The organism is Saccharothrix sabaoui (assembly GCF_051756985.1).
Lineage (GTDB): Bacteria > Actinomycetota > Actinomycetes > Mycobacteriales > Pseudonocardiaceae > Actinosynnema.
Genome location: NZ_JBPKJK010000007.1, coordinates 21,782 through 34,624 on the forward strand (window position 1 = coordinate 21,782; position 12,843 = coordinate 34,624).

Consider the following 12,843-nt stretch of genomic DNA (forward strand, 5'->3'; position numbering starts at 1 on the left):
GGCGCCCACGCGGCACACGATCACCGCCCGCGCCGACATCGGAGGTTCACCGGAAAGCAGGATCAGGCGGCCGTGCGCAGCAGCCGGACTTCGTGGTGAAGTTGCCGCACGTCGCTGGTGCCGCCATGCCGTCCGGCTTCCTCCTCCAGCGGCTTGAGGTGGTCGAGCAGCCTGGTCGACTGCACAGCGCGCACGGCATCGAGGGCTTGGGCGCCGAGCTCGACCCCGGCGGACAGGTCGCCCTCCGCCAGCGCGCAGGTGGCCAGCCAGGCGAGGTTGAACGCGCGCTGACGGACCCGGTCGGCAGGGGCATCGTCGAGTGCGCGCCGGAGACGTTGCATGGCGGTGGCACGGTACACGGCGTCGGTGAGGCCGAGGTGGCTGTGGATGCGGGCGGCGCTGGTCTGCAGGGCGGCGTGGTCGAAGAACCGCAGGAACTCCTGGTGCTGGTCGTCGGTGGCGTGAGCGTATTCGTCCTCGGCGCGGCGCAGGGCGGTCATGGCCTGCCGGGTGTCCCCGAGGTGGGCGTAGGCCAGCGCTTCGTGGGTGAGCAGCAGGGAGACGGCGACCGAGGAGTGGGAGTCCTGTGCGGCGATCTGGCCGAGTTGGAACAGCTTGAGTGCTTCGGCCGGATCGTCGTTGTCCAGGGGAACACGTCCCAGGTGGTAGAGCACGATCGCGGTGTGGGCCGGGTCGCCGGCGTCCCGGGTATCACGGACCGCCTGGCCGAGCCAGCGCCGGGCATCGCCTTGCAGGCCGAGGTCGTGCGCCGTCCATCCGGCCAGCGTCTTGGCCTCCGCGATTGCCGACAGCAGGCTGGTCCGGACCTCGTCGGTGGCCGAGGCGTTGAGCAACGACTGCGCCCAGTGGGTGTGGGCGAGGATGGCGTCGCGGCAGGAGCCGCCGCCGTGCGCGGCGTCGTAGGAACGCAGTGCCGCGGTCAGGGCGCGCACCTGGTCGACGTCGGTCGCGCTCAGGCGCTCGGGTACCGGTGTGGCGGTCGTGCCCACGGTGAGCAGGTCCAACTCGGGTTGCGTGAGCGCCGCCCCCATGACGATCTTGCTGATCAGACCGAGGAAGCCGCGACGTTCGAGCATGAAGTCGTCCTTCGTGCGGTGGAGACCGGATGAGACCGCCATGTCCTGGACCGCCTCGCCGGTGTACGCCAAACCCATATAACCCCGAGGGATGCCCAAGCCGTCGGCGATGCGTTCCAGCACGTCGTATGCCTGGACCTGACGCCCGTTGACGATCGCCGAGATCTCCGACTGCCCCTGCCCCGTGCCGGCTGCGATCTGTCGCTGGGACACCCCGAACCGCCGTAAGAGCCGGTAGACCCGGCCGATGTCCCGCCGGGCCAGCGCTGCGCGCATGTCGTGGTCATGCCACACGACCGAGTTGATCGGCCGGTCCTCGCCGCTGCCGACGTTCATGGACCCTCCCGCGGCTCGTTCACCGTCACCGTAGCGGCCCCCTCGGCCGATGTACCGCCGTGATCAGCCAAGCTGATCAGCCCCGCTGATCACCGGACGATCAGCGATGCACGACACCTCCGCGTCTTCCCTCGACCCGAAGAAGTGCGGCACCGTCGAGCAACACCGCTTGACCTGCCCTGACGCTGCACCCGGAGGTGGACGCCGTGGTCACCGCGACACTGCACCCGAACGACGCGCTGCTGCTGCCCACCGGGCACGACATCCTGCGGGCCTTCGGCGCCGGACACCCGACCGACGACCACCCCGTGCTGGTGGTGGTCACGGTGCTGGCCCGCCGCCACCAGGAACGGGCCGAAGCACTCCGGACGGCCCACGAGACCCAGGCGGGCGACGCCGTGCTCGCGGCCTCCGCTCGGGTCCTGATCGACTGCGCGCACGCCCGCGCGCCCCTGATCGAGCAGATCGACCACTGGGCCGCCGAGGCGGTGCCCGAACCGTCCACGGCGGCCCTGCTGCACACCGAGACCCTGGGCCGGCTCGTGGACCGCATGGCCCTGACCTGGGCGCGCTGGCAGCAGCTGCACGCAGGCGTGCCCGCGTCGCGCCGCGTACCGGTCGGGCACCCCACACGGACCGCGATGGACGAGGTCGCAGCCCTGTCCAACGCCTACGACGACCTGCTGGTCGACCTGCGCAGCGGACGGCGGCGACTGCCCACCACAACGCCTGTCATCGCGGACCTGTAGCCGTCGTGGCCCAGCAGTGGCGCGCGATCGTGGCGCTGCCCGTGGCCGTGGACAGCCCGCTGGGCCGGGCGGGCGATGCCGTCGAGGCCGTCACCACCCACCTGCCGCCGCCCGAGGAGCACGCGCGCTGCGCGGTGTGCCGCACCCTGCCGTGGCCTTGCGATCCGTTCGACACCGCGGCCCGCGACCTCGCGGTCCTGGGCATTCCCGTCGGCTACCTCGTGCCGCTGGAACTGCACCCCGTCCTCTGGCCGGCTACCCCGACCACCTCCGACCAGCCGACCCAGCACATGCCGGGAGCCACTGATGGATGAAGCCCTGACCGCCGAATCGCACGGCGACCTCACCGGTCATCTGGACTACCTCGAACACATGCTCGTCCTCGGTGACGACGCCACCCGGACAGCAATCCTGGCCGGTGAACTGCCGAAGCTGACGGCCACCGTGCGTGACCTGATCGAGCAGCACCGGCCCGACTCGAAGGGCCGCTGTCCCTGCCGTCCCCGGTGGCGACGTGGTCGCACCCCGAGCTGCCGGATCCGGGCCACCGCCCACCGGCACCTGATCGCCGTCGAACCCGCCGCGCCCCCGACCAGCGCGGCGTGACACGCCACCTCCGCCGACCAGGCCACGGGCGCACCGTCGGCGGGCTGCCAGAGGTGGGGGAACGTTCCGCGGCGTTCCCCCACCTCCCGGACCACAGCGCACGCCGGTTGCGAAAGACGCAAGTGTCAGCGGCGAAAACCCCGGTAAGACAGCACCGGCAACACCACCGGATGATCGCGTTCAGTGATCACGGCGATACGGTTTGACGAGATCCGGCCACCGGCACCACAGAGGAGTAAGTTTCACGTTCCGTTTGTACGAGTACGGAATCTTCGCGCACCGCAATCATCGGATCGGCGGCATGCGCCACTCGCCGTATGCCGTCCCGGACAGCAGTCGCGCGATACGAAACGCAAACAACCGCCGATCGGATCAGCAGCCACACCACTATGAAATTCGACAGTGAAGGACATCCCGTGACTGGAACGACGCCGGATGAACAAGCCACCACACTGCGCAACCAGACCGTCGATGCGCTTCTGGAGGCGGGCACGATCGTCTCCGCGCGCGTCCAGGCGGTGATGCGAGCGGTTCCCCGCGAGACCTTCGCTCCGGAGGCCGCTCTCGACGCGGTCTACGAGCCGTGGAACGGGCTGGTGACCAAGAGGGACGAGCACGGGCGGCCGTTGAGTTCGCTGTCCGCGCCGGATGCGCAGGCACACATGCTGGAGCAGGCCCGGATCGAGCCGGGGATGAACGTGCTGGAGATCGGCTCCGGCGGGATGAACGCCGCCTACCTGTCCGAGATGGTCGGGCCGAGTGGCCGGGTGACGACCGTCGACATCGACGAGTTCGTGATCGAGCGGACCTCGCGGTTCCTGACTCAGGCCGGATACCCGCACGTCAATGTGGTGTTGGCCGACGCCGAGTACGGCGTGCCGGAGCACGCGCCTTACGACCGGATCCTGGTCACCGTCGGGTCGTGGGACGTGCCGCCGGCCTGGATCGACCAACTCGTCGAGGGCGGCCTGCTCGTGGTTCCGCTCAAGGTCATGGGGCTGATGCGCACCGTGGCCCTGGTGCGCGAGGGCGATCGGCTGGTCAGCGAGTCGGCCCGACTGTTCGGGTTCGTGCCCATGCAGGGTGTCGGCGCCCACGACAGCGCCGAACTGGTGCTGCGCGAGGGCGCGGTCAGGCTGGTCTTCGACGAGCAGGCCCCGGCCGACCCGTCACGGCTGGACGGCGTGCTGGAGTACGAGCCGCTGGTGGTGGACAGCGGCGCCGGGCTTCGTCTCGGGGAGCCGTGGGCGACCATGCAGATGTGGCTGGCCACCACGGTCCCCGGGTTCTGCCGCATCATGGTCGATCACACGGCGAACGAGGCGTCGTCCCGACCGTTGGGCGGCATCTACACCGGGATGGCGGCCGTCGACAGCGCCAACCTGGCGTACGTGGCCTCTCGCAAGCTCGGCGGGCAGGACCTCACGCTGGAGGTCCACGCCTACGGCCCGGACCCCGCAGCCCTGGCCGAACTCGTCGCCGAACAGCTGCGGATCTGGGACCGCGACCACCGCGGCGGCCCGGGACCGCAGTACCTCGTCTACCCGACGGCCACCCCCGAGGAGCGGCTCCCGGCGGCGGACTTCGCCGTCGGCAAGCGCCACAGCCGGGTCCTGATCACCTGGCCACGGCCCGCGAACACCGTCGGCCGCGACGTCCTACACCACCCCAACCACCAGTAGAGGAGAACCGTGACCGTAGTAGCGATCGAGCCCCCCGGCAGTGCGACAGCGCTGCTGGAGGTGCCCGCCGAGGACGAGTTCGAGTTGGACATCCGCCCGGTGCTCACGTACCAGGCGGTGCCGCACGGCAACAACTGTCCCACCGACGACGGGTGCGGTAGCACCTGCGCCAATGGCGCGAGTGCGTGCACTTCGCAGGGCAACAACCAGTTCTGATCAGCGCTCCTCCCGGCCGTCGAGGTGTCCCTCGGCGGCCGGGAGGCAGTGCGATCGGCATCGGATCGAGGGGGCGGATGTGGGGTTGGCGGCAGGGTGGCAGTGGGGTGGCGTGGGGCTGCTGCGGGTCAGTACCGCCCCTGGTGGCCTGGACCTGCCACATGACCTTGACCTCTCCGACGCGACATCGGCTGCGACGTGGACGGCACGGATGTGGAAACGCGAGGACGTCCGTGTCGCGCTCGGCGCGGTCAGTCCGGCACTGTGCCACCGGATCGATGCCCTCGTCACCGCCCCCTCCCGCGATGCCTCCTCGGTCTGCCGCGCCGCCACCGCGCTGGCGGCCTACCTGCTGCGCTGGCAGCGACGCCCCACGCCACTGGGGTCGCTGGCCGGCATCGGACCGGTGAGGATCGGCGGCCGAACCACGGTTCGGGCCGGAGGCGTGCACCGCCTGTCGGTCCGGGCGGACGGCGGCTGGCTGGCCGAGGTGACGGCGAGGCTGCACCGCTGCCGGGAGCTGCTGGAGCGGCTGCCGGTAGTGGCGAACAACGCGCTCTGCGTGCGGGGAGGGCGACTGGTCGCGCCCGGCCTGCCGCCCGAGGACGCCCCGGGCGCCGAAGCGCTCATTGAGGTCTCGGTGCGCGCCACGCGGCCCGCAGTCGCGGCGCTGGAGGCTGCCACCGCGCCGATCCCGTTCGGCGACCTGCGCCGGAAGCTCGCGGACCGGTCCCCGGCGGCCAGCTCCGAACAGATCGACACCGTCCTGCACGGCCTGGTCGACCAGCAGTTCCTGATCACCGCGCTGCACATCCCGATAACCGAACCCGACGCACTGGGCGCGGTGTGCGCCGTGCTGCGAACCGCCGCCGCCGAGGACATACCGGAGGTCGCGGGACTGGTCGCCGAGCTGTACGGGATCCGCGACACCCTGGCCGACGGCGTGTTCGCCGCCGTGCCGCCGGGGGTGGCCGACCGGATGGCGGCGATCGCCCCGGCGCAGCGCACGCCGCTGTTGGTCGACACGATCGCCGACTGCGAAGCGGTGCTGCCCGAGGCGGTGGCGCGCGAGGCCCGGGACGCGGTGGCCGTGCTGTACCGACTCTCGCCCCACCTGGGCGGGTTGCCACCGTGGCGGGAGTACCAGACCGCGTTCCGCGCCCGGTACGGCACCGGCGCGCTGGTCCCGGTCCTGGACCTGGTCGCCGACAGCGGGCTGGGGCTGCCGGCCGGCTACCTCGGCTCCGGCCGCGAGCGCGGACCGCGGCAGATGTCCGAGCGCGACGACAAGCTGCTGGCCCTGGTCCAGCAGGCGACCATGACCGGCGACGAGATCGTCCTCACCGACGACCTCGTCGACCACCTGGCCAGCGCGCCCCTTGCCCCGGAGCGGTTACCTGTGCGCACGGAAGTCGCCTTCACCATCCGCGCCGACTGTCCGCAGGATGTGTCAGCCGGGAGGTTCGTGCTGGAACTGACCGGCACCCCCCGGCCGGCCGGCAGCATGGTCGGCAGGAGTGCCCACCTCCTTCCCGAGGCCGACCTCGCCGAGATCCGCCGAACCTTCCAGGAACCCGGACCGGACACCGTCACAGCGCAACTGTCGTTCGCTCCGCGCTGGCGGCGCAGCGAGAACGTCGCCCGCACGAGCAGGCTCGCCCCGACGGTGATCCCGATCGCCGAGCACCGCGCACCCGGTCCGGGCGTGATCGAGCCGGCCGATCTCGCGGTGACCGCCGAGGGCGCGGATCTGCACCTGATCCAGCTTTCCACCGGCAAGCGGGTCATCCCCTACGTCGCCAGCGCGCTGGAGACCGCCCACCACACCGCGCCGCTGGCCCGGTTCCTGTCCGAGGTCGCCACCGCGTGCTTCCCGACCTACGGTGCCTTCTCCTTCGGCGCGGCCGGCGCGCTGCCCTACCTGCCGCGCGTGCGCTACCGCCGCACCATCCTGTCCCCGGCCCGCTGGCAGCTCAGAGCCGACCAACTGCCCGCCCGCAGCGCCAGCGAGCGCCTGTGGGAGGCCGAGCTGTCGGGTTGGCGGGCGCGCTGGCGGGTCCCCGACCACGTCGCCCTGGTCGACCACGACCGCGTTCAGCCGATCGACCTGCGCCACCGTGCACACCGGATGCTGCTGCGCACACGACTGGACCGCGGCGGCCGCCTGGAGCTGCGCGAGTGCGCCGCACCGGGCGAGCTGGCCTGGATCGGCCGCGCGCACGAGGTGCTGCTGATCCTGTCCCGCACCCAGGCCCCGGACCCGACGGCGACGCGCATCACGACACCGCCACCCGTCGTCGCTACCGCCGACCTCCATCTCCCGGCGGCATCGCCCATCCTCGCGCTGCGCCTGCACGCCCACCCCGAACGCTTCGACGAGATCATCACCGACCACCTGCCCACCCTGCTGAACTCCTTCGGACCGAACCCACCGGCCTGGTGGTTCCACCGCCACCGCGACCTCAGCGACCACCGCGCCGACCAACACCTCGCGATCTTCCTGCACATCCCCGCCCCACGGCTGTTCGCCGACGCCGCCGAGAACACCGCGGCCTGGGCCCGGCACCTGCACCACGACCACCTGGCCTCCGGCCTCACGATCGCCGACTGGCAGCCACCGACCGGGCGCTACGGCCACGGCGCCGCCCTGGACGCCGCGCTGGTCGGGTTCGCCGCCGACTCGGCCGCCGCCCTCGCCCAGATCCGCGCAACCCGGGCCGCCGGATTGCGCCCCCAGGCCATCACCGCAGCCAGCTTCCTCGACCTCACCACCGCCCTGGCCGGGGACCCCGCCGGCGGGCGGGCCTGGCTGCTGCGCGAGATCGGCCGCACCGGCGGTCATCTGGACCCCGAACTGCGCGAGCAGACCATCGCCCTGGCCGACCGCCTCGGCCCGCTGGCCGACACCCCGGCCGGTCAGGCGGTGATCCACGCCTGGAGCCTGCGGGCACAGGCGATGGCCGACTATGCCGCGGCACTGTCACAGCAACGAGACCCGATCAGCGTGCTGGAGCCGCTGCTGCACCTGCACCACCTGCGTGCCGTCGGCGCCCACCCCGCCTCCGAAGCCGTCACCGGCCGCCTGGCCCGAGCTCTCGCCCTGCACCGGCAAGCCCACAGCGGAGCGACGAAATGACGACCACCGCGAGCCTGGCCCACGCCGCCGAACACCACGCCCGGCTCCTGCACACCCCACCGCCGAGAACACCGGCAGACGACTGGGCCGCGCAGGACCTCGCCACCGGCAGCGCCGGCATCGCCCTTGCCCACATCGAACGCGCCAGGTCGGGACTGGACACCTGGCAGACCGCGCACGCCCACATCCGCGCCGCCGCCACCACGCCCCTGAGCGACCACGACTCCGCCGCCCTGTTCCTCGGCGCACCGGCCCTGCTCTTCGTCCTGGACGCCGCCGCCGGCAGCAGCGACCGCTACCGCACCGGCCTGGCCGACCTCGACGCCCCGGTCACACGACTCGCCCACCGCCGCGCCCACAACGCCCTGGCCCGCACCGACACCGCACGACCGGCCGCCTTCGGCGAGTACGACGTCTTCTCCGGCCTGTCCGGACTCGGCGCGCTGCTGCTGCGACGCGATCCCGGCGGCAGCGCCCTGGAACGGATCCTGCACTACCTGGTCGCGCTCACTCGGCCGCTGACCGTCGACAACGAGGTCCTCCCCGGCTGGTGGGTAGGCCACGACCCGCACCGCGAAACCCCGCCGGGACACCGCGGCCACGCCAACTTCGGCGCCGCACACGGCATCACCGGCCCATTGGCGCTGCTCGCCCACGCCGCCCGTCGTGGCATCACCGTCGAGGGGCACCACCAGGCGATCATCGACATCTGTCAGTGGCTGGAGCACTGGCGGCGCGACGGCGATGCCGGACCCTGGTGGCCCGAACACCTCGACATCATCGAACTGCGCACCGGGCGCACCCGACAGACAGGGCCAGGTCGACCCAGTTGGTGCTACGGCACCCCCGGCATCGCCCGCGCCGGGCAACTGGCCGCCATCGCCTTGGGCGACCACGTTCTCCAGGACCACTACGAGCGCGCGTTGCTGGCGTGCCTCGGCGACGACACCCAACTCGCGCGGCTCACCGACGCCGGGCTCTGCCACGGCCTGGCTGGCACCTTCCAAACCTTCTGGCGCGCCGCCGCCGACGCCACTACCCCCGCCCTGCACGAACAGCTGCCACGCCTGGCCGACGCGTTGCTCGCCGCAGCCGCACGACCGCACCAGCACGGCCCCGGCCTGCTCAACGGCACCGCCGGCATAGCCCTGGCGCTGCACACCGCCGCCACCGACACCGCCCCGAGCTGCGGATGGGACGCATGCCTGCTGATCGACTGACCCCGGCATCCTCCCCGGCCGAAGCCGCCATCTGGCGCGTCCTGGCCGGAGACGACCTCGACACCACCGCCGGGACGTCCGGCCTGGCCCCCGATGAACTCGCCGCCGCCGCGGCGATCTACCGCCAGGCCGGTCGCGACGCGCTCTCCGCCAACCGGACCGGCTCCTGGCAGCAGGTCTACCTCCGCTTCCAGGACTGGACCCGCGCCGAACACAGCACGGCAACCCACCTGCTGCCGGTACTGACCCGCGCCGAACACAGCGGCGCGATCACCGCGTGGTGGTTCATGCGCAAACACCCCTGCTGGCGGCTACGACTGCGCCCCGGCCACGGGCACGACGCGATCACCGAACTCGCCACCACGCTCGACGAACTCGCCGCAACAGGCCACATCGACGCCTGGTGGCCCGGCCTCTACGAAGCCGAGACCGCCGCCTTCGGCGGCGCCGGCGCCCTCGACGCCGGGCACCGCCTGTTCACCGTGGACAGCCGCGGTGTCCTGGAACTCGCCGCGGCCGGTGGAACCGGACTGGGACGCAGGGAACTGTCGATCCTGCTGTGCGGGACGCTGATGCGCAACGGCGCCGCACTGGAATGGTACGAACGCGGCGACGTCTGGGACCGCGTCAGTGCCGAACGCCCCCTGCCCTCCGACATCGACAGCGACAGGATCGTCGCGATGGCGGAAAATCTGAGAACCCTCGCCCTCGCCGACACCGGACCCGACGGACCGCTGTTCACCGCAGACGGACCGCTGGCGGCGCAATCCGGCTGGGCGACGGCGTTCCGCGACACCGGCCGCGCCCTGGCCGAGGCCAACCGCACCGGACACCTCACGCGCGGACTCCGCGACGTCCTCAGCTACCACGTGATCTTCCACTGGAACCGCCTCGGACTCACCGCCCGTACCCAGGCGATCCTCGCCCACTCGGCCCGTCACGCCATCCTCGGCCCCACCGGCCAACCCGCCGCGCCACGCACCCTGAGCCCGACCCCCGCCTCCTCGGGTCCGGTATCCGCGCCCAGCCTGGATCAGGCCGTCATCCGCTTCCCGCTGATCCAGCAAGGCCGCCAGTTCTGCGGCGACCTGCCCGCACGCGTCGGGCTCGTCGAGGAACACGCGGCCAACAGCGCCCGCTACGACGACCCTGACCAGCGCATCAACGACGCATCCGCGGCCTGGAACCTCGCCGCCCTCATCGCCGCCGACTGCGCCATGCCCGACCTGGCCGAACAACTCTGCCTCGCACAGTTCGACGTCTTCCACCAGTCCTGGCCGCTGTCCGGCCGCCCCGCCATCGCCGGCCTGCAACCGCTGGTCAACCTCGCACGACTGGCCCAGCGCACCGGCAACCCCCAACACTGCTACGACACCCTCGTCCAGGTCGACCACGCCGTCCGCTCCGGCGGCACCGCCGACATCGCCGGTCGGGCGATCCCGTTCGACACGTTCATCGCCCCCGGCGGCGACCGCGCCCCCGTCGAGGCATGGCTACGTCGGACACTGCGCGAAGACGGAACCCGCGCGCTCGTCGCCACAGGCGACTGGGACAAGGCAGCCGACCACGCTTCCGGCTACGACGACACGCCGGAACTGCTGCACGAAGCACGCCAGACCCGCATCATCGCCCTCGCCCGCGCACGACACCGCGACGACGCGCTCCGCCTCATCGACACCGCCACGACCACCCATCCGTGGCACCACGCCATCGCCTCCTGCCTTCGCGCATACACCGACATCACCACAGGACACCCCGAACCGACCGCGATCAACACGCTGATCACCAACGTCCAGGCCGCCCGCACGGCAGCGGTCGACCCGGTCATGACGATGTTCCGCATCCGGCTCGGCCTTGCAACCGCACACCTCGCCGCGACAACCCACCAGCGAGAGGCCGACCTCCTGCGCGCCGAAGCCGCAGACGACGCCCACCGCTCCGGCAGCGCCTACGCCGCCCGTGAAGTGCTCGACGACCACGCCAACAGGCCATCCTCGCCATTACGGCATGTGACGGCATTGAAAAATCTCGCCGCATCAGCCGGACTACAGCAAGGAACGATCCCAGAACAACTCCAAGGTCGGCTGCGTAACGCCACCCAACAAGCCGCCGGTGTCCTGAACCACGCCCTCAAGTGAGTCCCCCACCCCTGACGGCGTTATCAGGCTCGACCGACGTGAACTGTCGCTGCCGCTGTGTGCCGCCCTAACGCGTCCCGCAGGACTGGAACGGCGCTAGAAAGCGATGTTCTGCGACGTGCGATGAAGGACCAGCGGCCGTGAGACCCACACCGACGGCGATGAATTTCGGGAAAGGTGATCGGTGAACACTGCAAGTGACATTGATGCCGGCGCGGACGCTGCGGCGTCCAGCCCTGAGGCGCTGTGTCAGGCGATGGTCGACCAGTTGCGCGAGATGGGTGCCGCGCGCAGCGACGCCGTGGTCGCCGCGCTGTCGAAGGTGCCGCGGCACCTGTTCGGTCCCGGTGAGCCGCTGGACAAGGCGTATGCGGCCCAGGGCACGCTGCTGACCAGGTGCAACGAGCAGGGCGAAGCCGTCAGTACGGTGTCGGCCCCGCACATCCAGGCGATGATGCTGGAGCAGGCCGACATCCGACCGGGCATGCGGGTGCTGGAGATCGGATCGGGCGGCTACAACGCGGCGCTGATCGCCGAGCTGGTCGGTCCGACCGGCGAGGTCACCACGGTCGACATCGACCCCGAGGTGGTGACCCGGGCGCGCGACTGCCTGACCGCGGCCGGATACCACGCGGTGAACGTGGTGGAGACCGACGCCGAACACGGGGTGCCCCGGCATGCGCCGTTCGACCGAATCATCGTCACCGTCGCCGCGTGGGACCTGCCGCGGGCATGGTGGGAGCAGCTGGCGGAGGACGGCAGGATCAGCGTCCCGCTGCTGTTGCGCAGCCTGACGCGGTCGGTGGTGTTCCAACGAGTCGGTGACCACCTGGTCAGCCGGGACTACGAGCTGTGTGCCTTCGTGCCGATGCGCGGGCTGGGTGCCCATAGCGAGCTGACCATCCCGCTGCACGGTGACGACGTGGTACTGCGGCTGGACAACGCCCTTGGTGTGGATGTCGACCGCTTGGGCGAGGTGCTCACGAAGCCGCGTGCGCAGGCGTGGTCGAACGTCACGATGGGCGGCGAGGGTCGGTTCGACGGTCTGCACCTGTGGATGGCGCTGGGCCTGCCGGGCTTCGGCCTGCTCATGGCGAGCAGGCAAGCGCAGTCGCAGGACATCGTGGCGCACGCCTGGCCGCTCGGTGTGCCCGCCGTCGCCACGGGCGAGAGCCTGGCCTACCTCGGTCTGCGGCCCGTCGCCGACGACCCGTCGGCGCGCGAGTTCGGGGTCTACGGGCACGGCCCCGACGCCGGACGGCTGATGGAGCAGGTGCTGCAGCGCATCCGGTCCTGGGACGGCCAGAGCCTGTCCGCCCGGATCGGGGCCTATCCGTCCGCGACGCCGGACGAACAGCTTCCGCAGGGCGGGCTCGTGTTGGACAAGAAACACACGCGGGTCGTCGTGACTTGGTCCTGACGAGCCGCCGAGGAAGAAACACCATGACAAGGAGGAGATGTCCATGACCGTTCAGACCGATCTCGGGGTGGCTGCACCGGCGCCAGCGGAGCCGGACCTGTTCGACCTCGATGTCCGCTTCGCGGAATCGGGTCCGGCGCTCGATGTGCTGGTGCAGCTCACCGGGGACAACTGCGGTGCCACGTGCGAGAGCGCGTGCGTCAGCTGCCCGTAACGGCCTGCCGGGCCCCGGTGACGGAACGC

At 71.3% G+C, this 12,843-nt stretch carries 11 protein-coding genes; 10 read left to right on the forward strand and 1 reads right to left on the reverse strand.

The genetic code is table 11. The annotated features are described in order from the left end of the window. Window positions 1–62: 62 nt before the first annotated feature. Window positions 63–1,433 (reverse strand): helix-turn-helix domain-containing protein, encoded by a 1,371-nt coding sequence (locus tag ACR807_RS03765; RefSeq protein ID WP_438919767.1) that lies wholly within the window; start codon window positions 1,431–1,433, stop codon window positions 63–65. 206 nt (window positions 1,434–1,639) lie between these two features. Between ACR807_RS03765 and ACR807_RS03770 the strand changes: the two genes are divergently transcribed. The 10 genes from ACR807_RS03770 (at window position 1,640) to ACR807_RS03815 (ending at window position 12,814) form a co-directional block, all read left to right on the forward strand. Beyond that, on the forward strand, window positions 1,640–2,182 hold the full coding sequence (locus tag ACR807_RS03770; protein ID WP_438919768.1) for a DUF4254 domain-containing protein: 543 nt from the start codon (window positions 1,640–1,642) through the stop codon (window positions 2,180–2,182). 5 nt (window positions 2,183–2,187) lie between these two features. Next, window positions 2,188–2,496: a hypothetical protein gene (locus ACR807_RS03775; protein ID WP_438919769.1), complete on the forward strand. Its 309-nt coding sequence runs from the start codon at window positions 2,188–2,190 to the stop codon at window positions 2,494–2,496. Then, window positions 2,489–2,788 (forward strand): hypothetical protein, encoded by a 300-nt coding sequence (locus tag ACR807_RS03780; RefSeq protein WP_438919770.1) that lies wholly within the window; start codon window positions 2,489–2,491, stop codon window positions 2,786–2,788. Before ACR807_RS03775 ends, ACR807_RS03780 begins: the two co-directional genes overlap by 8 nt. A gap of 416 nt (window positions 2,789–3,204) precedes the next feature. Continuing rightward, a complete protein-coding gene (gene fxlM, locus ACR807_RS03785; protein WP_438919771.1) occupies window positions 3,205–4,470 on the forward strand; it encodes a methyltransferase, FxLD system in 1,266 nt (421 codons plus the stop codon). 9 nt (window positions 4,471–4,479) lie between these two features. After that, window positions 4,480–4,686, forward strand: a complete 207-nt coding sequence (locus ACR807_RS03790) for an FxLD family lanthipeptide (protein ID WP_438919772.1) — start codon at window positions 4,480–4,482, stop codon at window positions 4,684–4,686. 211 nt (window positions 4,687–4,897) lie between these two features. Beyond that, window positions 4,898–7,822 (forward strand): lantibiotic dehydratase, encoded by a 2,925-nt coding sequence (locus ACR807_RS03795; RefSeq protein WP_438919773.1) that lies wholly within the window; start codon window positions 4,898–4,900, stop codon window positions 7,820–7,822. After that, window positions 7,819–9,042: a lanthionine synthetase C family protein gene (locus ACR807_RS03800; protein ID WP_438919774.1), complete on the forward strand. Its 1,224-nt coding sequence runs from the start codon at window positions 7,819–7,821 to the stop codon at window positions 9,040–9,042. Before ACR807_RS03795 ends, ACR807_RS03800 begins: the two co-directional genes overlap by 4 nt. Next, window positions 9,024–11,180, forward strand: a complete 2,157-nt coding sequence (locus tag ACR807_RS03805) for a thiopeptide-type bacteriocin biosynthesis protein (protein WP_438919775.1) — start codon at window positions 9,024–9,026, stop codon at window positions 11,178–11,180. Before ACR807_RS03800 ends, ACR807_RS03805 begins: the two co-directional genes overlap by 19 nt. 184 nt (window positions 11,181–11,364) lie before the next feature. Beyond that, window positions 11,365–12,600 (forward strand): methyltransferase, FxLD system, encoded by a 1,236-nt coding sequence (fxlM, locus tag ACR807_RS03810; protein ID WP_438919776.1) that lies wholly within the window; start codon window positions 11,365–11,367, stop codon window positions 12,598–12,600. Window positions 12,601–12,643: 43 nt separating this feature from the next. Beyond that, the gene (locus ACR807_RS03815) at window positions 12,644–12,814 is read left to right on the forward strand and encodes an FxLD family lanthipeptide (protein WP_438919777.1); all 171 of its coding nucleotides are present in this window, start codon (window positions 12,644–12,646) and stop codon (window positions 12,812–12,814) included. Window positions 12,815–12,843: the final 29 nt, after the last annotated feature.

Bases quoted from the DNA above. Each gene is read 5' to 3' on its own strand.
- ACR807_RS03815 (WP_438919777.1), top strand. From the start codon at position 12,644: ATGACCGTTCAGACCGATCTCGGGGTGGCTGCACCGGCGCCAGCGGAG.
- ACR807_RS03780 (WP_438919770.1), top strand. From the start codon at position 2,489: ATGGATGAAGCCCTGACCGCCGAATCGCACGGCGACCTCACCGGTCAT.
- ACR807_RS03795 (WP_438919773.1), top strand. From the start codon at position 4,898: ATGTGGAAACGCGAGGACGTCCGTGTCGCGCTCGGCGCGGTCAGTCCG.
- ACR807_RS03805 (WP_438919775.1), top strand. From the start codon at position 9,024: ATGCCTGCTGATCGACTGACCCCGGCATCCTCCCCGGCCGAAGCCGCC.
- ACR807_RS03765 (WP_438919767.1), bottom strand. From the start codon at position 1,433: ATGAACGTCGGCAGCGGCGAGGACCGGCCGATCAACTCGGTCGTGTGG.
- ACR807_RS03800 (WP_438919774.1), top strand. From the start codon at position 7,819: ATGACGACCACCGCGAGCCTGGCCCACGCCGCCGAACACCACGCCCGG.